Annotated in this window: 17 protein-coding genes and 3 tRNA genes; 10 read left to right on the top strand and 10 right to left on the bottom strand. The window is 56.2% G+C overall.

Annotated features, from left to right (window positions below):
- The first annotated feature begins 38 nt into the window (after window positions 1-38).
- The 6 genes from tssM (at window position 39) to OKC44_RS17420 (ending at window position 11,067) form a co-directional block, all read left to right on the top strand.
- Window positions 39-3,524, top strand: a complete 3,486-nt coding sequence (gene tssM, locus OKC44_RS17445) for a type VI secretion system membrane subunit TssM (protein WP_270814332.1) — start codon at window positions 39-41, stop codon at window positions 3,522-3,524.
- Between the two features lie 46 nt (window positions 3,525-3,570).
- Window positions 3,571-5,001 carry a VasL domain-containing protein gene (locus OKC44_RS17440; protein WP_270814331.1) on the top strand — a complete coding sequence of 477 codons (1,431 nt, stop codon included), beginning with the start codon at window positions 3,571-3,573 and terminating at the stop codon, window positions 4,999-5,001.
- Between the two features lie 257 nt (window positions 5,002-5,258).
- Window positions 5,259-5,546: a type VI secretion system PAAR protein gene (locus OKC44_RS17435; RefSeq protein WP_270814329.1), complete on the top strand. Its 288-nt coding sequence runs from the start codon at window positions 5,259-5,261 to the stop codon at window positions 5,544-5,546.
- A gap of 10 nt (window positions 5,547-5,556) precedes the next feature.
- The gene (gene tssI / locus OKC44_RS17430; RefSeq protein ID WP_270814327.1) at window positions 5,557-7,602 is read left to right on the top strand and encodes a type VI secretion system Vgr family protein; all 2,046 of its coding nucleotides are present in this window, start codon (window positions 5,557-5,559) and stop codon (window positions 7,600-7,602) included.
- A gap of 34 nt (window positions 7,603-7,636) precedes the next feature.
- On the top strand, window positions 7,637-10,324 hold the full coding sequence (locus OKC44_RS17425; RefSeq protein ID WP_270814325.1) for a glycoside hydrolase family 19 protein: 2,688 nt from the start codon (window positions 7,637-7,639) through the stop codon (window positions 10,322-10,324).
- A gap of 14 nt (window positions 10,325-10,338) precedes the next feature.
- Window positions 10,339-11,067: a hypothetical protein gene (locus OKC44_RS17420; protein WP_270814324.1), complete on the top strand. Its 729-nt coding sequence runs from the start codon at window positions 10,339-10,341 to the stop codon at window positions 11,065-11,067.
- A 763-nt stretch (window positions 11,068-11,830) separates the two neighbouring features.
- On the opposite strand, the gene OKC44_RS17415 is transcribed toward OKC44_RS17420, so the two are convergent.
- The 3 genes from OKC44_RS17415 to OKC44_RS17405 all read right to left on the bottom strand — a co-directional run bounded on the left by OKC44_RS17415 (window position 11,831) and on the right by OKC44_RS17405 (window position 12,145).
- Window positions 11,831-11,906 (bottom strand) — tRNA-His (locus OKC44_RS17415).
- Between the two features lie 49 nt (window positions 11,907-11,955).
- A tRNA-Arg gene (locus OKC44_RS17410) sits at window positions 11,956-12,032 on the bottom strand.
- 36 nt (window positions 12,033-12,068) lie between these two features.
- Window positions 12,069-12,145, bottom strand: a tRNA-Pro gene (locus tag OKC44_RS17405).
- Window positions 12,146-12,348: 203 nt separating this feature from the next.
- Here OKC44_RS17405 and folD point away from each other — a divergent pair.
- Window positions 12,349-13,212 carry a bifunctional methylenetetrahydrofolate dehydrogenase/methenyltetrahydrofolate cyclohydrolase FolD gene (folD, locus tag OKC44_RS17400; RefSeq protein ID WP_270814322.1) on the top strand — a complete coding sequence of 288 codons (864 nt, stop codon included), beginning with the start codon at window positions 12,349-12,351 and terminating at the stop codon, window positions 13,210-13,212.
- A gap of 107 nt (window positions 13,213-13,319) precedes the next feature.
- Here the strand turns inward: folD and cspD are convergent, their stop codons facing one another.
- A complete protein-coding gene (gene cspD / locus OKC44_RS17395; RefSeq protein WP_005300025.1) occupies window positions 13,320-13,538 on the bottom strand; it encodes a cold shock-like protein CspD in 219 nt (72 codons plus the stop codon).
- A gap of 228 nt (window positions 13,539-13,766) precedes the next feature.
- Here cspD and clpS point away from each other — a divergent pair, with 228 nt between their 5' ends.
- Both clpS and clpA read left to right on the top strand, forming a co-directional pair.
- Window positions 13,767-14,084: an ATP-dependent Clp protease adapter ClpS gene (gene clpS, locus OKC44_RS17390; RefSeq protein WP_005300028.1), complete on the top strand. Its 318-nt coding sequence runs from the start codon at window positions 13,767-13,769 to the stop codon at window positions 14,082-14,084.
- 59 nt (window positions 14,085-14,143) lie between these two features.
- Entirely contained in the window at window positions 14,144-16,393 is a 2,250-nt protein-coding gene (gene clpA, locus OKC44_RS17385; protein WP_203092604.1) for an ATP-dependent Clp protease ATP-binding subunit ClpA, read from the top strand.
- Between the two features lie 69 nt (window positions 16,394-16,462).
- Here the strand turns inward: clpA and infA are convergent, their stop codons facing one another.
- The 3 genes from infA to aat form a co-directional block, all read right to left on the bottom strand.
- Window positions 16,463-16,681, bottom strand: a complete 219-nt coding sequence (gene infA, locus OKC44_RS17380; RefSeq protein WP_005300033.1) for a translation initiation factor IF-1 — start codon at window positions 16,679-16,681, stop codon at window positions 16,463-16,465.
- 69 nt (window positions 16,682-16,750) lie between these two features.
- A complete protein-coding gene (locus tag OKC44_RS17375) occupies window positions 16,751-17,467 on the bottom strand; it encodes an arginyltransferase (protein WP_270814319.1) in 717 nt (238 codons plus the stop codon).
- On the bottom strand, window positions 17,464-18,171 hold the full coding sequence (aat, locus tag OKC44_RS17370) for a leucyl/phenylalanyl-tRNA--protein transferase (RefSeq protein WP_270814317.1): 708 nt from the start codon (window positions 18,169-18,171) through the stop codon (window positions 17,464-17,466). The genes OKC44_RS17375 and aat overlap by 4 nt, the downstream gene beginning before the upstream one ends.
- A gap of 19 nt (window positions 18,172-18,190) precedes the next feature.
- On the opposite strand from aat, the gene OKC44_RS17365 reads away from it, so the two are divergent.
- Window positions 18,191-18,661, top strand: coding sequence for a glycine zipper 2TM domain-containing protein (locus OKC44_RS17365; RefSeq protein WP_270814314.1), 471 nt, complete (start codon window positions 18,191-18,193; stop codon window positions 18,659-18,661).
- 110 nt (window positions 18,662-18,771) lie between these two features.
- Here the strand turns inward: OKC44_RS17365 and OKC44_RS17360 are convergent, their stop codons facing one another.
- The 3 genes from OKC44_RS17360 to OKC44_RS17350 form a co-directional block, all read right to left on the bottom strand.
- The gene (locus OKC44_RS17360; protein ID WP_011705738.1) at window positions 18,772-20,019 is read right to left on the bottom strand and encodes a response regulator; all 1,248 of its coding nucleotides are present in this window, start codon (window positions 20,017-20,019) and stop codon (window positions 18,772-18,774) included.
- Between the two features lie 57 nt (window positions 20,020-20,076).
- A complete protein-coding gene (gene trxB / locus OKC44_RS17355; protein WP_017409663.1) occupies window positions 20,077-21,027 on the bottom strand; it encodes a thioredoxin-disulfide reductase in 951 nt (316 codons plus the stop codon).
- A gap of 513 nt (window positions 21,028-21,540) precedes the next feature.
- Window positions 21,541-21,771 carry an alanine dehydrogenase gene (locus tag OKC44_RS17350; protein ID WP_077095948.1) on the bottom strand — a complete coding sequence of 77 codons (231 nt, stop codon included), beginning with the start codon at window positions 21,769-21,771 and terminating at the stop codon, window positions 21,541-21,543.
- Between the last annotated feature and the right edge of the window lie 130 nt (window positions 21,772-21,901).

Raw genomic sequence — 21,901 nt, 5'->3', positions numbered from 1 at the left:
CCGAAATGAGTCATTGAGTCGGAGTTGGATCACATTTTATGTTCAAAACCATTTTTACTTTTCTGCGGCAACAGCTGCCGAAATTGAAACCCTCCTGGCCCCTGCTCGGTGCTGTGCTCTGGGTGCTGGCTCTCATCCTGGTGTGGTGGCTGGGCCCTCGTCTCGAGGTGCGCGGCGCCAAGCCGTTCGAGCCGCTGTGGGGGCGGGTGGTGTTCACCCTGCTCTGGCTCTGGTTGCTGCTGGGCGTGGTCTCCTGGCGGGTGTGGCGCAAGATGCAGCAGCTCAAGGCCGAGCGTCAGCACGAGGTGGTGCTGGAGCAGGATCCGGTCAAGGGGCTCATCGACAGGCAGGCGCTGTTCCTCGATCGCTGGCTGCAGGCGTTGAATACCCATCTGGGCAAGGGGGCGCTCTACGCCATGCCCTGGTATCTGGTACTGGGCCTGCCCGGCAGCGGCAAGAGCAGCCTCATTCACCGCGCCAACCCGGCCAACAAGCTCAACCCGAGACTCGATACCGAGCTGCGCGACGTGGCGCAGGATCAGCTGGTGGATTGCTGGCTGGGGGAACAGGCCGTGATGCTGGATCCCGCCGGGGTGCTGCTCTCCCAGAGCGAAGCCGAACTGGATCCGCAGGCCCGCAAGCATGAGCGGCTCTGGCTGCATCTGCTTGGCTGGCTCAATGAACACCGTCGTCGCCAGCCCCTCAACGGCCTGGTGCTGACCGTGGATCTGGCCTGGCTTTCCCACGCCAGCGTGGCCGAACGCAAGGCCTATGCCCAGCTGATGCGCTCGCGCCTGCAGGAGGTGTCGGCCACCATGAATACCCGGTTGCCGCTCTATGTCACCTTCACCAAGCTCGATCTGCTGCGCGGCTTTGACGTTATCTACCAGCAGCTCGACAAGGAGGCCCGGGAGGCCGTGCTGGGGGTGACCTTCAAGCCGGGCGCCGACTGGCAGCAGGATCTGGCCCTGTTTTGGGATCAGTGGGTGGACAACCTCAACCAGAATCTGCCCGAGCTGATGCTGAACCGGCTCGATGCCGCCCAGCGCAACGCGCTGTTCTCGTTCGTACGCCAGCTGGCGGGCCTCAAGGATTACGTGACCAGCCTGCTGGCCGAGACCCTGGCCATCGAGGAGAGCAAGCCACTCTTGGTACGCGGGGTTTATGTCAGCTCCGTCTATCAGCAAGGGGTACCGTTCGATGCGTTTGCCCAGGCGGCCTCCCGCCGCTACAACCTGCCAGAGCCCATCCACTCGGCCCTGCGCGGGGAGTCCAACACCTATTTCGTGCGCCAGCTCTTCTCCTCCATCATCTTCCCGGAGGCCCATCTGGCCGGTGAAAACCGGCTGCACACCCTCTATCGCCGGCGCCGCATGGCCATCGGTCTCAGCTGCCTGTCGCTCTTCTCGGCAGCCCTCATCGGTGGCTGGCACTACTTCTACCGGGTCAACGAGGAGGCGGGCCGCAACGTATTGACCAAGGCCCAGGCCTTCATGGAGACCAACGAGGTGGCCGATGCCCACGCCTTCGGGGTGAGCCAGCTGCCGCGCCTCAACCTTATTCGCGAGGCGACCCTCTCCTTTGGCAACTACCGCGAGCGGATGCCGCTGGTGGCCGACCTCGGCCTCTACCAGGGGGACGAGATCGGTCCTTATGTGGAAGGCTCCTACCTGCAACTGCTGAGCCTGCGCTTCCTGCCGGCCCAGATGCAGGGATTGCTGGTGGATCTCAACCAGGCGCCTGCCGGCAGCGAGGAGAAGCTCGCCATCCTGCGGGTGATGCGGATGCTGGACGATGCGTCCGGTCGCAACAAGGAGCTGGTGGCGCAGTACATGGCGAGCCGCTGGCAGAAGGCCTTCCCGGGGCAGGGGGCAGTGCAGGAGCAGCTGATGGGGCACCTGGACTATGCCCTTGACCACACCAACTGGTATGGCGCCAGGGCCGAGCGGGATCAGGCCGCCATCACCGCCTTCGTGCCGTTCAAGGAGCCGGTCTACGGTGCCCAGCGCGAGCTCGGCAAGCTGCCCATGTATCAGCGGGTCTACCAGAATCTGGTGGTGAAGGCGGGCGATGTATTGCCGCCGGATCTCAACGTGCGTGACGAGGTGGGCCCCACCTTCGACACCGTGTTTGCCCTGCGCAGCGACAACGCCGGCCAGGTGCCGCGGCTGCTCACCTGGCCCGGGTTCAACGACTTCTTCCTGAAACAAGACAAGGCGCTCATCGATCTCACCGCGATGGATGCCTGGGTGCTGGGCCAGCGCAAGCTGAGCCAGCTGAGCGAGGCCGATCGCAAGGAGATCACCCGTCAGGTCAACGACCGTTACGTCACCGATTACGTCAACCAGTGGCAAAAACTGCTGACCAATCTGGACGTGCAGACCCTGGAGAGCCCGGAGCAGGCGCTGGACGTGCTCGCTGCCATCACCGGCAACGATCAGCCGTTTCAGCGGGTGCTGGCTTCGCTGGATGACAACACCCGCATTCGCAAGATCTCCGACGTGGAAGGGGACCCGGCCCAGGCCATCAGCGCCCGCATCGGTCGTCCTTTCATGGCCACCAACGCGGCGCTCAGCGGTCGCGGCGAGCAGGGGCCGCTTATCTCCGAGGTCAACCAGAAGCTGGTGGAGCTGCAGCACTACCTGGAGCTCATCGTCAACGCCACCGAACCGGGCCAGTCCGCCTTGAAAGCGGTGCAGCTGCGCATGACCAACAAGTACGCCGATCCTGTGTTCGCCCTGCAGCAATATGCCCGCAGTCTGCCGGCCCCGCTCGATCGCTGGGTGGGTCAACTCTCCGAACAGAGCTCGCGGCTGGTGATCGACCTGGCCATGTCCTCCCTCAATCAGGAGTGGCAGGACAAGGTGCTAACCCCCTTCAACAGCCAGCTGGCTGGGCGTTATCCGTTTGACCCGAGCTCGAACAAGGATGTGCCCCTCTCGGAGATGGAGCGCTTCTTCGCACCCAACGGGACGCTGGACAGCTTCTATCAGGTCAACCTCAAGCCCATGGTGGAGAGCGGCCTGATGGAAGGGGAGTTCAGCTCGCCCATCCAAACCGAGCTGGTCAAACAGCTGGACCGTGCGGCCCGCATCCGCCAGATCTTCTTCAGTCAGCAGGGCAACCTGGAGGTGCAGTTTGCCCTCGAGCCCATCGAGCTCACCGCCAACAAGCGGCGCAGTGTGCTGAACCTGGACGGCCAACTGCTGGAATACGCCCATGGCCGTCGTACCAAGATCCCGTTGGTGTGGCCCAACACCATGCGCGACGGAGCCGAGAGCAAGATCACCCTGGTGCCGGCCGCCCGCGAGCGTTCACCGCGCAGTGAAGGCTTCGTCGGCCCCTGGGCCATGTTCCGCCTGATGGACAAGGGGGAGCTGACCCAGGTCAATGACGCCACCTTCGATGTGCGCTTCCCGGTGGATCAGGGGGCCATGACCTATCGCGTCTACACCGACAGCGCGCAAAACCCCTTCACCGGCGGCCTGTTCAGCCAGTTCAGACTGCCCGAATCCCTCTATTGATCGCGTCGGGGGCACGCTGTGCCCCCTTCCTGCGTTGGAAGTTCATATGTCACAGAATCAACAAGGTCAGCAGGCCCTGAAAGTGGGGCGCGACCCCAGGATGTTGCCGGAGTACGAGGCGCTGCGAGCCGAGATCAACAAGCTCAGCCACGCTTCGCGCCCCGAAGTGGACTGGCAGCGGATCCATCAGCTCGCCAGCCTTATCTTCGAAAAACACGGGGTGGATCTGCAGACCGCAATCTACTTCACCCTGGCCCGTTCGCGCCTGCAGGGGCTCAGCGGTTTTACCGAAGGGTGCGAGTTTCTCGCCAACCTCATCGTCACCCAGTGGGAGAGCTTCTGGCCGCCGGTCCATCAGGAGCGGGCCCGCATCGAGATGCTCGACTGGTTCATTGCCCGCATCAGCGACGTCATTCGCCAGTACCAGATCAGCCACGAGGACAAGCGGCTGATCTATCGCTGCGAGCGGGCGCTGCAGCTCATCAGCGAGAAGCTGCACAACGCGGATCTGAGCCGCATTCCCCGGGTCGAGAATCTGGTGCACTTCATCGAGGGGTATACCCACCTGTTCGATGAGACCGAGATCGTCATCGTCTCCGACGAGCCGGGCCTCAAGGAGGATCTGCAGATCCCGCCCATGGTGTTCTTCAAGTCCGACCTGGAGAGTGATCACGGCGGCACGGTTTCGGCATCGACCCCGCACCTGCCCCAGGGCAGCATTCTGGTGGGGCGCGAGAAGGGGCAGGTCAAGCCCACCGTGCTCAAGATTGAGCAGCATCGTCGGCAGCGTCCGGCCTGGTTCTGGTTTGGCTGCGGCCTGCTCAGCTGTGCCCTGCCGGTGATGGGCTGGCTCGGCTGGCAGCAACATCAGCAGGAGAAAACCGTGGCGGCCCAGCGTCTGGTGCAGCCGGCCGCCGAGCTGCCCCGAGCCCTCAGCTATGACGACATTCGCCAGGCCCGCATCGTGCTGGGGGAGCAGACCCTGCAGAACATGGAGAGTGATCTGGTGGCCCGCTACCAGAACCAGTTGACCCGACTCGAGCAGACGTCGCCGCTCTACTGGTATCGCTACGGCGAGGGGCTGCGCAACTCACTGCAGATGCTCTATCCCGACTCGCTGGCGGTCAAGGCGCTGGACAAGCAGTGGCAGGCGCAGCTTGGTGGCCTGCAGGGGGATGTCATCAGCGTACCCACCTACCTGGATGCCCGCGCCGGGGTGGATGCCCTGCTCGATCAGCTGCTGGAGCTGGAGCATCAGCGCAAGACGGTGACCATCTCCTACCTCAAATCCCAGCTCTACGAAGTACAGAAGAACCTGATGCAGAACATCCCGTTCAGTCTGCGTCTCGGTGAACTGGAGGCGAGAAAAGCCTCCCAGGAGCCCATCACGGCTGCCGAGCTCAAAAGCCTGGAAAATGATTTGAAAGCGCTCAATATCCGCCTCTATCAGCTGCAACAGGGCGCCTCCGGTAGCTGAACGTGCTGCTATGAGCAAGAAGTTGCGCAAAATGTAGTGAGTTTGACTGGCAAGGCAAGGTTTGCCGGGAAACTTGCCCTGTCTTGCGCAATGGATTGCAGCAGATTGGTCGGATGCAGCGAGATTGAATCGTAATTGACTGATTTTTAATGTGATTGTGGGCGGCTTAGCCATGGCATGGAGGCTGCTGGGCCGCCGTTCCAACTGTCTCTGCACCAGGCTGCGCTTGCACCATGGTTGCCCCACGGAGAATCCAGATGTGTCCTTCTATTGCATTGCTCGGTGACATCGGCACCGACCACGATGGTTTCCACCCATCCCCCGTGATTGCCGCCAGCCCCGATGTGTTCCTCGATGGCAAGCCGGTGGCCCGCCAGGGTGATCCGCTGGCCCCTCACAACAAACCCAACAATCCACCCCATCCGCGCAGCATCTCGGGCGGCGTCGGCTCTGTGCTGGTCAACGGCAAGCCCATCGCCGTGACCGGTACCGCCGTCGGCTGTGGCGGCGTGGTGATTGGCTCAGGCAGCGGACAGGCAGGTTAAGGAGCACTTCATGGCAGACAGCACAGGATTACAATTTACCGTCAAGGTGGGGGCCCTGCCCGAGAGCACCTTCGTGGTGGCCGAGTTTGCGCTGGATGAAGCACTCAACCGGCCGTTCAACCTGCGCCTGGAGCTGGCGAGTGCCCAGCCCGACATCGACTTTGGTGCCGTGCTGGACCAGCCGTGCGAGCTGATGGTGTGGTACAACGGTGAGCTGCAGCGCCGGGTGTGCGGGGTGGTCAGTGACTTCGCGCAGGGTGACAGCGGCTTTCGCCGCACCCGCTATCAGCTCATGGTGCAGCCGGCCCTGTGGCGGCTCTCTTTGCGCCAGAACTCCCGCATCTTCCAGGCGCAGAAGCCTGACGAAATCCTCTCAATCTTGTTGCAAGAGCACGGCATCACCGATTACGCCTTTGCCCTCAAGAACGAACATGCCAAGCGGGAATACTGCGTTCAGTATCGCGAGACCGACCTCGATTTTGTGAACCGCCTCGCCGCCGAAGCGGGGATGTTCTACTTCCACGAGTTTGAAGAGGGCAAGCACCGCATTGTGTTTGCCGACGACGCGGCGGCATTGACTCAAGGCCCCGAGCTCTTCTTCAACCTCGGCAACCGTTCTCTCGAGCAAGGCCCCTATGTGCGCCAGTTCCACTACCGGGAGGCGGTACGCCCGTCGGATGTGGAGCTCAAGGACTACAGCTTCAAGACCCCGGCTTATGGCCTTTCCCACAAGAAGGTGGGGGCGGAGCTCGAGCATCAACGGGATACCTACCAGCACTTCGATTTCCCGGGCCGCTACAAAGCGGACCCGAGCGGCAAGGCCTTTGCCCAACATCGGCTGGATGCGCTTCGCAATGACGCAGCGGCGGGCCAGGCTAAGTCCAACTGCGCGGCCTTGCTGCCGGGCCAGACGTTTTCACTCACCGAACACCCCAACGGCAGCCTCAACACCGACTGGCAAATTGTGCGCATCCAGCACACCGGCTTGCAGCCGCAGGCGCTGGAAGAGGAAGGGGGCAGCGGCCCCACCGTCTACCACAACGAATTCGGGGTGGTAAAAGCCAGCACCACCTGGCGGGCGCGCATCGGCAGCCCGGAGGCACCTCACAAGCCGATGGTGGATGGCCCGCAAATCGCCATGGTGGTGGGCCCCGAAGGGGAAGAGATTTACTGCGACGAACACGGCCGGGTCAAACTGCAATTCCCGTGGGACCGCTACGGCAGCTCCAACGACCAGAGCTCCTGCTGGGTGCGAGTATCCCAGGGCTGGGCCGGCGGCCAATATGGCATGATGGCCATCCCGCGCATCGGCCACGAGGTCATCGTCTCCTTTTTGGAAGGCGACCCCGACCAGCCCATTGTGACCGGTCGCACCTATCACGCCACCAACCGGCCGCCGTATGAGCTACCTGCCAACAAGACCCGCACCGTGCTGCGCACCGAAACCCATCAGGGGGAGGGTTTCAACGAACTGCGTTTCGAAGACCAGGCGGGGCAGGAAGAGATCTACATCCACGGTCAGAAAGACCTGAACGTGCTTATCGAAAATGATGCCGCCTGGCACATCAAGCACGACCAGCACACCGATATCGACAACGAGCGGGTGACCCGCATCAAGGCCAACGACCACCTGACGGTGGAGGGTGAAAAGCGCGACCAGATAAAAGCCGACTACTCGCTGACGGTGGATGCCAGCCTGCACCAGAAACTGGGGCAGTCCCTGCTGGTGGAAGCCGGTCAGGAAGTGCATATCAAGGTGGGCGACAAGCTGGTGCTGGAGGCGGGTTCTGAAATAACCCTCAAGGGGGGCGGCAGCTTTGTCAAAGTGGATCCTAGCGGCATCAAGCTGGTGGGCCCCGCCATCAAACTCAATGCCGGCGGCAGCGCAGGTTCTGGCTCTGGCTGGGCAGGTCAGCCTCCTATCATCCCCAAAGGCGTGGAAATGGTGAAAGCCCCTGAACTGGTTGAACTGGTTAAGGCTATTGCCACCGAGAAGGCGATGGAAGCGTTGCTCAAGGCGCTGGAGCCCGATAGCGATTATCAGCCCTCCGCTTGATGTTCGACGAACAATTTAGGATTGAATAACAAAGATGAAAATCGTCTATCCCATGCAACTGGCGGGTGAAAATGGCTCCAGCGAGATTGCATCCATCGATGAGTTTATCAAGAAGATCAATGGTCTCAAGAGCGGTACCTTCCCGATAGGCCGCAACCGTATCTGGCACGGTGGTATCCACTTCAGTCAAAGCGGAGGCTGGCACCCGAGCGGCGCTGTGCGCGCGATTGCTGATGGGGAGATCGTGGCCTACCGACTGGCGACCAAACCAGCCAAGGCGACCCGTAGCACCGAAGAGGGCAAGCCAGAGGGAAAGATTGACTTGTATACCTCCCCTTCGTTTTGTCTGGTACGTCATCGCTACGAAGCCGGTGAGCAGAACAAGAATCGTCTGACTTTCTACAGCCTCTACATGCACATCGCCTGTGAGAACAGCTACAACAGTTCCGAGGCTGCGCGAGTAATGGTCAAGGGGACAGGTGTGTCCACCTATAAACCGGTGGTCGAGGGACATCCTCCCAAGCTGACACGTCGGCTGTCTGGCGATAAACCTGTCTATGCGAAAAGGGGGGCCGAAGTGAAGTTGGTCGGCCAGGAAGTGAAGAACCTGTTTAACCACAACGATGAGCCCCATGATTACTATTTGGTGCACTACGTTGATGACCCGGACAGCCTGTTCCATATTGCAGCAAGCCAATTACAGCAGGAATTTCCACAAAAGCCGAAGTGGATGACACCACCAGAAGGCAAACCGGCTCGCCATAAGGTCCCTGGTAATACATGGCTACGTAAAACTGCTGACACCACAGTGGGTAGTATGGGGTTGCCTGCTGGCAGTGAGGTGGTGGTATCCACTGAGCCACCACAGATGGTGAACCTCAATGGCGGCACGACTGAGTTTCGTAAAGTACAGGTGTTCAAGGCGGGTAGTGGTACCGTCAAAGATAGCGCCAATCAGGTGATGACCAATGCCAGCAAAGGGGCCACCGGTTGGCTGGCAAAAAGCAAGATGGGGGCCGGACTGACCGCTGAACCTAGTATCCCTGTCGAATTCAAAGACGATGCGGTCGTTGACCGCAGCGCAAACCCGATACCGGTGCAGGCCGGAGAGATCATCGGTCATTGGGGTGAGCATGAGCTAGCCACTGCCGGAGCCAGCGGCTTCGAGAAGGATGCCGATAGCAAAGCAGTGCACTTTGAGATGTTTGTTGCGAAGAATGACAAACAGGCGCTTGAAGATTGCATCAATAACAAGGCACGGGTAACTGGTGGCCAGGGCTACCTGCTAGTAAAGAAAGAGGTCACTACCTATCGCCTTACCAACGATAGTCAACATGGTTTTCACGGTGTAGCGAATTTTGGGCCACAGGTCTTACCGTTAGCGGTGAAAGAGTCTGATATTGTCACTCACGGTGCCAACAACTTTGTGAAGGTGCGTGAACGGACTGCTGCGGACGGGGAGTTGGCTGGCGAGTTCGTATTACAGGGTAGTGATGTCGAAGTGGTCAGTCAGCACGACTGGCACAAGTTGGGTGTCAAGTTGGTCGATGGCAGTAGTGACCCCGACGGATTTTTAGATAAAGCTGATACCGAAGGTAAAGAAGGAGGCGAGTTTTTTAGCACTCTCTATGACAAGCTGGTGACAGACAAGGACAACGATGGCACCCTGAGCGGCAATGATATCAAGGCCGCGCTGGCCGATGAGGAATTGGCGGGCAAGTTGCGCATGTTGTTTATCAAGCACAAAAGCGAATGGGTAAAGCCAGGCCAGGAGTGGCCGCGCTTAAAACAGGAGTTGGCTGAGCAGCCGAAACTCTATGAATATGCCATGCAGGTACACAACAATATGGCGTGGATAGACGATGCCAACGCGATCTCGGTATTGGTTGATACCAAACCCTGGTTTATTCATCCGGCTGGGATGATGGGGCTTATCAAAGATAAATATACAGAGTGTGCATGCGATCGTGATATAACTATTGATGAGCTTGTCCAGATCGCACCAAAAATAGATAAGAAAAAGTTAGAAGTATATTTACCAGAGATAAATGATGGTTTCAGAAGTTTCAATATGTCCACGTGCAGAGAAAAAGCCCATTTTCTTGCTCAATGTTATCATGAGAGTGATGGTTTTATGCAAACGGTGGAATATGGTGGTGCACGCAAGGAATATTCACCTTGGTTTGGACGTGGGTTTATTCAGATCACTTGGCAGGAAATATATGCCAAATATGAGGGATATGCTGAGGAAGATTTTACATCAAGTGATACTGCTAGGGAGAAACTTGAAAAATTCCCTCACTGCATAAAATCGGCCTTCTGGTTTTACAATATATATAAGAATGTATCAAAGTATGCAAAACATGATGATTTTAATATGGTTGTTGCGCTTATTAATGGTGGGTTTAATGGCTATCTCGATAGATTGAGTAAACTCAATGATATTGTTTTCATATTAAGCGCGCAACACTTGTCATCAAAAATAAAGGATGGGGTGTTTCCATTTTTAAGTAGTGAAATATATAATTATCGTGTTTATTCATATAGTTGGGGGCGGTATCACGACCCGAATTTAATAGGTGTTAAAGGTACAAGTAAAAATAGTGTAGAAGCTTTAAATGCTTATCAGCGGGCCTTAACTCTATATAAGTCAAAGAATGATAAAAGGAACGTTGCTGCCATAGAAAAAAGAATCGCTTCTCTCCGTGATAAAATAAGGTAATGATAGGTGATGCAATGAAATATATCTTGTCTGTGTTTTTTTTGTTTTTGTTATCGAACAATGTAATTGCTGATGAAATAAAACCATCCCCCTTTACAGCTTTAAGCGTTAAACATAGTGACTATGCATTAGTATGCAGCAACACTGCTTTTTGTGAAAAAGGGGTGAAATTATGGAGGGTTAATGGCGATTTTGTTGGTTTGTATGTTACTACGCCAGGGCTTAGACTCACCCAAATGCGACTTGAAAATGGAAAGTATAGGGCTGTACATGAATGGGACTTTAGTAAAGTGGAGCAAAGGAATGAGTTGGGTGATGATGATTTGGCTTTTGATGGAGCTGAAATATTTCCGGCTTTATACCCAGTAAGTAAAACCAAAAATGCAATAGCATTAGTAACAAAATGGAGTTCTGCCTACTCTGGAGGCGGTAGAGTTGAGCACATGGCAGACTTTTTCATGCTTAACGACGATAATTCATATACTCCTGTTGTATCTGATATCCCATTTTACTCAAAAGAACAGATAAAATCGTGTTTTACAAAAAGTGATTATGATAAAAAATCACATTGCGAAGATGAAAGCTGGAGCATCCTATATATTAGAATCATGGATTTAGGTTCAGATTATTATTCATGGGATTTTATTACAAAATCATATAATTGGCCTGCGTTTGTTGATAAGTCAAAGATGGCAGTTAGCCAAACTGTGGAAAAAATAAAAATATTCGAGAGAGCGAAATAAATTATCATATGGGTTTTGTTGATGGTTAGTAGTATGTATAAATAGATGTGTAGAGTCTAAGGTCATATTTTGTATGGCCTTTTTAAATGAGTGTTAATAGGTGTTGATGGTGGTGTTGTTGGCAGACTACTCCCTTGGTAAGGAAATCGAAATTAGGTTCTTATACCTTTATCCTATGGTGTTGAAATTTCGGTATAATAAGAGGTATGAAAAATCTTGAAAGCTAATGATTAATATCTATTTCCGGTTGGTTTGTTAAACAGGCGAGTCATCGATGTATAACAAGGGGATGGTGGCCCAATCTCCCTTTCTAGTATTGGGACTTCAGTGGCGGTATGTGAAGACAAGATTAGACTGTGCAGTTCTACTTATCACCTGAAATTGTCCTCAAACCGGAGTCTTGTTTACGCATACTTTAGTATGCTCTTCTTTAGGTATCAAATTCAGAATTTTCTTGAATGTGTGGTAGGGGGGGGGTTATTATTCTGCTCTGATGTGGCCGTTGCTTGAGTAGCGTTCCAAATAACGCTCCAAGTCTTACTGTATCAATCCCCACCGATTCATGCCAAGTTGTTCTCCCTTTGATACCCACAAGGTCTGGTACGGGTTACTGGCAACCATCATCATCAATGCTGATGCCTTTTAGAGTGTCGCCTGTGCGACCCGTTGCGGGCATTTTTGCAGCAACGGTTAGGCATTGGGAGAGCGGTTTATGTCTACCGGATTCAAATCGATAAGAATGGATGTTTTCTGAAAGGGATAATGGGGTGGCTGATGGGGCTCGAACCCACGACAACCGGAATCACAATCCGGGACTCTACCAACTGAGCTACAGCCACCACTGAAGATATCCATCAATGCTTGCATCGGGGAGATGCATATCATCAATGGCGCGCCCTGCAGGATTCGAACCTGCGACCCACGGCTTAGAAGGCCGTTGCTCTATCCGACTGAGCTAAGGGCGCATTGCCTCGACAAGCCTGGCGGCATGTCGAAAAACCTGGTCGGTGATAAAGGATTCGAACCTTTGACCCTCTGGTCCCAAACCAGATGCGCTACCGGGCTGCGCTAATCACCGAAAATCTCGTCTCCAGCATAGCGACAGCGGCTGTACTGGGCAACGGGCCGGCATCATACCCAAGCGGGAAAGCCAGCGTCAACGAATTTTTCCACCAATGAATTCAAATGCCTACTTATTGCCCTTCATGCGAGAGCCGCTAACACCCGTGGCAAAAAAATGCGACAATGCGCGGCAGTTGAACACATGGTGAGTGAAGAACGATGTCTGCCAAAATCATTGATGGAAAACAGGTTGCGCAAACGATTCGCAATCAGGTCGCAGCGCAAGTCCAACAGCGGTTGGCACAAGGAAAACGGGCGCCGGGCTTGGCGGTGATCCTGGTCGGAATGGATCCTGCCTCGCAGGTCTATGTCGGCAGCAAACGGCGCGCCTGTGAAGAGGTGGGCTTTATCTCCCGCTCTTACGATCTGGATGCGACGGCGAGCCAGGAAGAGTTGCTGGCACTGATCGATAAGTTGAATGAAGACGCAGACGTTGACGGTATTCTGGTGCAGCTCCCCTTGCCGGCTCACTGCGATACGACTCAGGTATTGGAGCGTATTCGCCCCGACAAGGATGTGGATGGTTTCCATCCTTACAACGTGGGTCGGCTGGCACAGCGTATCCCGGCACTGCGCCCCTGTACACCCAAAGGTATCATGACCCTGATTGAAACGACCGGTGTTAAAACGCACGGTTTGCATGCGGTAGTAGTCGGGGCATCCAACATCGTCGGCCGGCCGATGACGCTGGAGCTGCTGCTTGCAGGTTGTACTACCACCACCTGTCACCGTTTCACCCAGGATCTGGAAGATCAGGTTCGCCGTGCCGACCTGCTGGTGGTGGCGGTTGGCAAACCCAACTTCATTCCGGGTGAGTGGGTCAAACCAGGGGCACTGGTGATCGACGTGGGCATCAATCGGCTGGCAGACGGCTCTCTGGTCGGTGACGTTGAGTTTGAGACCGCGCGCAATCATGCCTCTTTCATCACGCCTGTGCCGGGCGGAGTTGGCCCCATGACGGTTGCCAGCCTGATGGAAAATACCCTGAGCGCCTGTCAGGACTATCACGACAACGCGCAATGATTTCCTTGTAGTCTGCTCGGGGGAACGAATTTCTCCTGTAAATTGCAGCAATAAAAAAACCGGCAACCTTGCGGCTTGCCGGTTTTTTTATTTATCCAGTTCGACTCTTACATGTTCTGTGCTTCGTTTGGCACAATGACAGAGGCGTGATTGCCTTTCGGCCCCTGCTGCAGTTCAAAGTTGACTGCTTGACCTGCTTTCAACGTCTTGTAGCCTTCCATTTGTATCGTGGAGTAGTGGGCGAAGATATCTTCACCACCTCCTTCCGGACAGATAAACCCAAATCCTTTTGCGTTGTTAAACCACTTGACTGTTCCGGTTGCCATACATCTACATCCTTTTATTGATTACCTTGAAGTCGTTGAGTAACCTGCGCCAGCCCTTTATAACTAGTAACATAGCCCATAGCAGACGGGCGCCGATTAGCAAGTAACCAATCTAGTCTAACTTTTGAGCGAGTCAAGGAGTTGTTAACAACTGATGTGATCTGGTTAACAAGTCTATTGACAATCTTGTGTTAGGCGGTAGTAATCTAGAGGTACCAAAGCGCGATTATGAGCAAGCAGAAAGAACTCTTTGCTAATGAAGAGATTGCAGAAGCAGAGAAAACCAAGCTGCAACCGCCACCCATGTACAAGGTCGTCCTGAACAACGACGACTACACACCGATGGAGTTCGTGGTGGAGGTGCTGCAAAAGTTCTTTGGTATGGATTTGGACAAGGCCACTCAGGTGATGCTGAGCGTGCATTATAGTGGTAAGGGAGTCTGTGGCACGTTCACCGCCGAGATTGCCGAAACCAAAGTGGTCCAGGTCAACACCTATGCACGTAACAACGAACATCCACTGCTGTGTACCATGGAAAAGGCTTGAATCTGATGACTTGATGGCGATGACGACACCACATTGTTGCTGTACTAGGGGAGGTGCCTATGTTGAATAAAGATCTAGAAAAGACGCTGAACGAGGCTTTCAAACTAGCCCGTGACGAGCGCCACGAATTCATGACTGTCGAGCACCTGTTGTTAGCCCTGCTGGATAACAGCTCAGCCCATGAGGCGCTGAGTTCTTGTGGTGCTGACGTGGAGCTGATGCGCAAAGAGATCAGCGCATTCATCAGTCAAACAACCCCGCTTATTCCCCGTGATGATGAAGATCGTGAAACCCAGCCCACACTGGGCTTCCAGCGGGTGCTGCAACGCGCCGTGTTCCATGTTCAATCATCGGGCAATACGGAAGTCAGTGGTGCCAACGTGCTGGTTGCCATTTTCAGCGAGCAGGAGTCCCAGGCCGCTTACTTCCTGAAAAAGGCCGAGATCAGCCGGCTGGACGTGGTCAACTTCCTCTCCCATGGCGTGCGCAAAGACAGCAAGCCGGACAACAGCAACAATGCCGAGTCCGACGACGATGTGTCTGCCGCCCAGATAGAAAGCTTTGCCACCAACCTCAATCAGCTGGTGCTGGAAGGGCGTATCGATCCGCTTATCGGGCGGGATCAGGAGCTCAATCGTACCATCCAGGTGCTCTGCCGCCGTCGCAAGAACAATCCCTTGCTGGTTGGTGAAGCCGGGGTGGGCAAGACGGCCATCGCCGAAGGGCTGGCCTATCGTATCGTCAAGGGTGATGTGCCCGAGGTGATTGCGGGCAGCACCATTTATTCCCTGGACATGGGCTCGCTGCTGGCGGGGACCAAATATCGCGGTGATTTCGAGAAGCGCCTCAAGGTGCTGCTCAAGCAGATCGAGCGCCAGGAAGGGGCGATCCTGTTCATCGACGAGATCCACACCATCATAGGGGCTGGTGCTGCCTCCGGTGGTCAGCTGGATGCGGCCAATCTCATCAAGCCGCTGCTCTCCAATGGCTTGCTGCGCTGTGTCGGCTCCACCACCTATCAGGAATACTCCCAGATCTTTGAGAAGGACCGTGCTCTGGCGCGTCGCTTCCAGAAGATCGATATCGTCGAGCCCAGCGTGGATGACACCACCCGCATCCTGATGGGTCTCAAGAGCCGCTATGAGGCTCACCATGGGGTGCGCTATACCGTCAAGGCCATCCGCGCCGCGGTGGAGCTCTCTGCCAAGTACATCAATGACCGCCATCTGCCTGACAAGGCGATCGACGTGATCGACGAGGCCGGTGCCGGGCAACGGCTGCTGCCGGCGAGCAAGCGCAAGAAAGTGATCAATGTGCAGGAGATCGAAGCCATTGTGGCCAAGATTGCCCGCATCCCGGAGAAATCAGTCTCCTCTTCCGACAAGGAAGTGCTGAAGAATCTGGAGCGCAACCTCAAGATGGTGGTATTTGGCCAGGACAAGGCCATCGAGGTGCTGACCGATTCCATTCGCTTGTCACGCTCGGGCCTTGGTAATGAGCGTCGCCCGGTGGGTTGCTTCCTGTTTGCCGGCCCGACCGGGGTGGGCAAGACCGAGGTCACTCAGCAGTTGGGCAAGGCGCTTGGCGTCGAGGTGCTGCGCTTTGATATGTCGGAGTACATGGAACGCCACACCGTCTCCCGCCTGATCGGGGCACCTCCCGGCTATGTGGGCTTTGAGCAGGGTGGACTCCTGACCGACTCGGTGCTCAAGCATCCGCACTCAGTGGTGTTGCTGGACGAGATCGAAAAAGCGCACCCTGATGTGTTCAACCTGCTGTTGCAGGTGATGGACAACGGTACCCTGACCGACAACAACGGGCGCAAGGCGGATTTTCGCAACGTGATCCTGGTGATGACCACCAACGCCGGTGTGCAGGAGACCCAGCGCAAATCCATCGGCTTCCAGCAACAGGATATGAGCCACGATGCCATGGCGGTGATCAACAAGACGTTCAGCCCGGAGTTTCGCAACCGGCTCGATCACACCATCTGGTTCAACCATCTGGATATGCAGGTGATACATCAGGTGGTCGACAAGTTCATCGTCGAGTTGCAGGTACAACTGGATGCCAAGGGCGTGTCTCTTGAAGTGTCCGAGGGTGTCCGCCACTGGTTGGCCGAGAAGGGATATGACAGGGCCATGGGAGCGAGACCCATGGGGCGGGTCATCCAGGAACACCTCAAGAAACCCCTTGCCAATGAGATCCTGTTCGGATCCTTGGTCGATGGGGGGGTAGTGAAGGTTGAGTTGATAAATGACAGCCTCAGCTTTGACTATCAGGTCAATGTTGAAGCTGTTTCCCACTAAGCTTAACGCTGTTGAAAAACCACAAAAAACCCCAACCGAAAGGTTGGGGTTTTTTGCTGAATTCCTGGCTTAGCGAGAGCGGAAAACAATACGTCCCTTGGAGAGATCGTACGGAGTCAGAGCTACCGTTACTTTGTCCCCAGTCAGGATACGGATGTAGTTTTTGCGCATCTTGCCGGAAATATGAGCGATAACCACGTGACCATTCTCCAGTTCCACACGGAACATGGTATTGGGCAGGGTTTCGAGAATAGTGCCCTGCATCTCAATACTGTCTTCTTTAGCCATTGAATCCTCTTGATAAGCCACAACAAAAAATCCGCTGGATCATGCCGGATTTAAGGCTATGTGTAAAGTTTACTCGGGCTTGCTGTCGATATTTTTCCATTCCCCCTGTATCAATCGTTCATGAGGCAGATACTGGCGCTTGTAATTCATCTTGCGGCACTCCTCCACCAGATAGCCCAGATATAGCCAGCTGCGGCCAGTTCTTCTGGCCAGTTCCAACTGACTCAGAATGGCGAAGGTACCGAGGGAACGATCCGCATGGGCCGGGTCGAAAAAGGTGTACATGGCGCTGAGGGAATGGGGCAGCAGATCCGTGGTAGCGACCCCGATCAGCCGGTTATCCTTGCGCATTTCCAGATAAAGGGGCGGCATCCAGTCACAGTGCAGGAAGCCCTTGTACTGGGTACGGCTGGGGGGATACATGCTGCCGTCATGATGGCGTTCGCGAATGTAGCGGTCATAGAGCTGGTAGTACTCTGGCTTGTCGTCGTAGCTGAGCACCAGTTCGATATCCTGATTGAGCTGGCGGATCCGCTTCTGGCTGCGGCTCGGCACGAAGCGCTCGCTGTGGATGCGCAGAGACTGGCAGGCATTGCAGGCAGGGCAGTGGGGACGATAGATGTCGTTGCCGCTGCGCCGAAAGCCGGCCGTCAGCAGCCGTTCGTAGCCGCTGGCATTGAGCAGGCTGTGATCCATCAACACCAGCAATTGCTCCTGCTCATGACCCAGATAGCTGCATTGGTGCTTCGGGGTCAGTCCTACCTTGAGGATCACTTCTTCGGTCATAACAGAATGCTCCCCGTTTCCCAGCAATTGGCCGCCAGCGGTTGTCGGCTCAGTTGTGCCAGCGTCGTCAAAAATTGGCGTCTCGGCCACTCTTCTATTCCCAGGGTGGCCAAAAAATCGTTCTGCATCTGGCAATCGATCAAGGCACCATCATGGCGGGCGAAGTGTCGGCAGAGGGCTACCATGGCCAGTTTGGCGCCGTTGTCGATACGACTGAACATGGACTCGCCGCAGAACACCCGGCCGAGGGAGAGGCCATAGAGGCCGGCTTGCAACTGGCCCTCTTGCCAGATCTCGATGGAGTGGGCATGGCCAAGGTGGTGCAACTGTCGATAGGCGTCGATCATGGGTGTGCTAATCCAGGTTCCACTGGCACTGCGACGGGGCGCGGCGCAGGCCGCTATAACCTCATTAAAGGCGCGATCGATGGAAATATCGAATGAGGTACCACGGATAAATTTGCGCAGGGTGCGACCGATGTGCAGCTGTTCCGGCCGGATGACGCCTCTGGGATCCGGTGACCACCACAGCAGCGGCTGGTGGGGTTCATTCCACGGGAAGATCCCCTTGTGGTAAGCTGCCAGCAAGCGGGCAGGGGAGAGATCCCCTCCGATCGCCAGCAGGCCGTTGGGTTCCTCCAGGGCATGCTCGGGGTCGGGAAACCAGCACAGCTCATCATCCAATTGGGTAAGATAGCGAGACATAAGGTAACGAGGTTCATAGATGAAGGCCATTATCCTGATAGTATCCAGCTTGTTTTGCTTTGTCACTGCGCCCGCCTGGGCGCAAGTCTACGAGCGCAATACGGCAAGGCCCGTGAATCAGGTGGTGTTTGGCCAGGTCGAAACGGTGCGCAACATCACCCAGCGCCAAATTCTGGAGTCAGAACACTCCGGCTGGAAAACCCTGGGGGGCGCCGTCCTGGGCGGTCTGCTTGGCAACCAGTTTGGTGGCGGTCATGGCCGTGAAATCGCTACTGCGGTCGGCGCATTGGCGGGGGCGGCCGCGGCGCAGCAGTATCAATCGAGCGGCACCGTGGTGGAAAACAAGCTGGTAGAGCTGCTTATTCGCAACGAGCAAAACGGGCTGGTGAACGTCATTCAGGATTACGATCCGGCCATGGTGTTCATGAATGGCGACAAGGTGCGCATCCTCTATTTCGACGATGGCGTGCGGGTCGACAAAACCTATTGAAGCAGGCGCTGGCTCAGGCGGTCATCAAGGGGGGAGATGTGACCCGACACGCTGCCGGTTGGGCAAGCTGTCGGGCGGGTACTACACGGAGAACATCTGGCGAGGTAACGTCAGGCCGATGAGTCCTGCGACACTATCTTGTCACGGCCGGTGTTCTTTGCCTGATAGAGCAGGCGATCCGCCTCGCTCAGTGCCTCGTCCATGGAACCGCGCCCGACCTTGATCACCCCGAAACTGGCGCGAACAAACAGCGGCGTCTCTCTGGACAGGGGTTGCTGGCGCATCTGCTGGCGCAGCCCCTCCAACCGTTTGAGCAGCACCGGTACGGTGCAGTGGGGCACCATCAGGGCAAACTCCTCGCCACCAAAACGGGCGATCATGGCATCTGGGAAGAACTGGGTGAGCAGCCGGGTGAGGTGGCAGAGCAGCTGATCGCCGATGGCATGACCCCAGTGATCGTTGACTTGCTTGAAGTGATCCACATCGAGCACGCACAGCGCAAGCGGCGTCTCCTGACGCTGGTGTTCCTCGAACCATTTCTGTCCTTCATTGAACCAGTAGCGCCGGTTGTAGAGCCCGGTCAGGTAGTCGCGATTGGCCGACTCCTGGATGCTGTTGAACTGCTCCAGTGCTTCCAGATTGTGGCTGACCCGGCATTGCAGCTCTTCCGGTTCGAACGGTTGGTTGAGGAAGTCGTTGGCACCTTGCTTGAGGTAGCGGGCGGAGAGGCCGCGTTTGTCCGACACCGAGATGCCGATGATGGCGAGCTGCTGCTTGCTGTAACGCTCGCGCAGCATGCGCACCAGGCTGATCCCGTCAATTTCTGGCATGTAGTAGTCGACCAGCACCAGCCGAATGGCTGGGTTCTGTTCGAGCTGGGCCAGGGCCTCGCGGGCGTGGCTCGCCTCATGCACCTGCAGCAGCTGCTTGCGCAACTGGGCCATGGTGCGATGGCGTGAGGTGCGTGAATCATCGACCACCAGCACTTCGATGCGCTGGTTGAGGTAGAGGCGATGAACCAGGCTGACGGCGTACTGCAGGGAGTGGCGTGAATCCTTCATCACATAGTCCAGCACCCCTGCCTCCAGCCAGGCAGCGCGCTTCTCCTCACTGATATCGGCAGTGAGGATCACCACCGGCAAGCCCCGCTCGAGCAACACCTTGACCGCCTCCCCGCTGGGGGCATCCGGCAGGGTCAGATCCACCAGGGCGACCACGTACTCTTCTCCCCGACAATGTCGGGCACCCTCCAGGGTATCGAATGCATCGATCTCCAGCCCGGTTTGCTGGGCAATGGCCTGGATCAGCATCCGTCGAATGGTCAGACTGTCCTCGACTATCAATATTTTCTGTTTCATCCGGCTCCTTAAAGTAAAAAGGCATGCCTCGCGGCATGCCTTTTATATCCCTTGTGCTTATTGCGCGTCCAGATAGCGCTCGGCATCGAGGGCGGCCATACAGCCGGTGCCGGCCGAGGTGATAGCCTGGCGGTAGGTGTGGTCGGCCACGTCACCGGCGGCAAATACCCCTTCGATACTGGTCTGGGTGGCGAAGCCGTCGAGGCCGCCACGCACCTTCAGATAGCCGTTCTGCATATCCAGCTGGTCGGCGAAGATCTGGGTGTTGGGCTGGTGACCGATGGCGATGAAGACGCCCATCAGTGGCAGGTCGGTGGTGGTGTCGTTCTGGGTGTTGCGCAGACGCACGCCGGTCACCCCCATATCGTCGCCCAGCACTTCGTCCAGAGTCTGGTGGGTGTGCAGTACGATATTGCCGCTGGCCACCTTGTCGTGCAGACGCTTGATCAGGATCTTCTCGGCGCGGAACTCGTCGCGACGGTGAATGAGGTGCACCTTCTTGGCGATGTTGGCCAGATAGAGGGCCTCTTCCACGGCGGTGTTACCGCCGCCGACCACGGCTACTTCCTGATTGCGATAGAAGAAGCCGTCACAGGTGGCACAGGCGGAGACGCCGCGGCCCTTGAAGGCCTCTTCGGAAGGCAGGCCCAGATACTTGGCGGAGGCACCGGTGGCGATGATCAGCGCATCACAGGTGTATTCGCCGTTGTCGCCCTTGAGGCGGAACGGGCGCTGGGTCAGTTGCACTTCATTGATATGATCGAACAGGATGCGGGTGTCGAACTTCTCCGCATGCTCTTTCATGCGCTCCATCAGGGCCGGACCGGTCAGACCCTCGGGGTCACCGGGCCAGTTCTCCACTTCGGTGGTGGTAGTCAGCTGACCGCCTTGCTGCATGCCGGTGATGAGCAGCGGATTGAGGTTGGCACGGGCGGCATAGACGGCGGCAGTGTAACCCGCCGGGCCTGACCCTAAGATCAGCAGTTTGCTATGAGTGACTTGGCTCATGATGTGATTTCCGAGACGTGATGAGTTTGCGCGATTGTAGGTAATTCGTGATAAGGGGTCAAAGGCCAGTGAGTCGATTGCATCAATCGGCTGGCGGGGTGGGAGGAGGGTAAGAAAGGTCTGAAAAGATGCCCTGTCGCGGAAGGTTCCTCTGCCGGGCCCGGTGCGCCTTGTGAGGATCTAAATGGCTCTCTCTAGCTCTCTCGTCATGGTGATGTGAGAGGTGGCGCTTGGTATCCGCTGGCACTTGCCGGGCGTGGCGCGTATTTCTATTGATAAGGTGGGGAAGGGCGCTTGCAGCCGTGTTTGCCAGCGGGCGTTGCCCGCCCGGCTGATCCTGTCCGCTGGTGTGGCGGCGATCTAGACGCGATTGACAAGTTTTGGCGCAGTGGCCCTCGCTGCCGGCTGCTCTCCCGATGGGCACATTCATGATGGTGGCCTCTCGTTATCCTGCAGGGCGAATGCCAAATCATTGCCGGGCAGTTGCGACGAAGACGCAGGGAGGGGGAGTCGTTATGTTTTGAGTCTGATGGATACGCCGGCCGCGGTGAAAATTGCTGCAATGCAGGACAAAATAGCGACAGTGGCAGCGCGATAATCTGCACCACCTGAATCAATGCCGCTTCCTGCGCCGCTTTGGGCGAAAACAGTATGGTTTCGTGCTGTCAGTTCACGTACACTGGCCACAGCCATGCCTACGCGGTATTCATGGTTTTTTATTTCTTTAGGTACACCGATAATCATGCTATCCCTCGACTATCGATTGGTGGTTTATGTTGCAAGCTAGTTTGGCAACATTTGCGCCTTGCATATTCAGGTATTGACAGGATTTGTGACCATAATTATAAAATGACTGGTGATTCTTACCAAAAAA

This window comes from Aeromonas sp. S41-2 (assembly GCF_027705845.1).
Classification (GTDB): Bacteria; Pseudomonadota; Gammaproteobacteria; order Enterobacterales; family Aeromonadaceae; genus Aeromonas; species Aeromonas hydrophila.
Note: the sequence above shows the minus strand (reverse complement) of the source record. Positions and strands in the feature narration are given on the sequence as shown.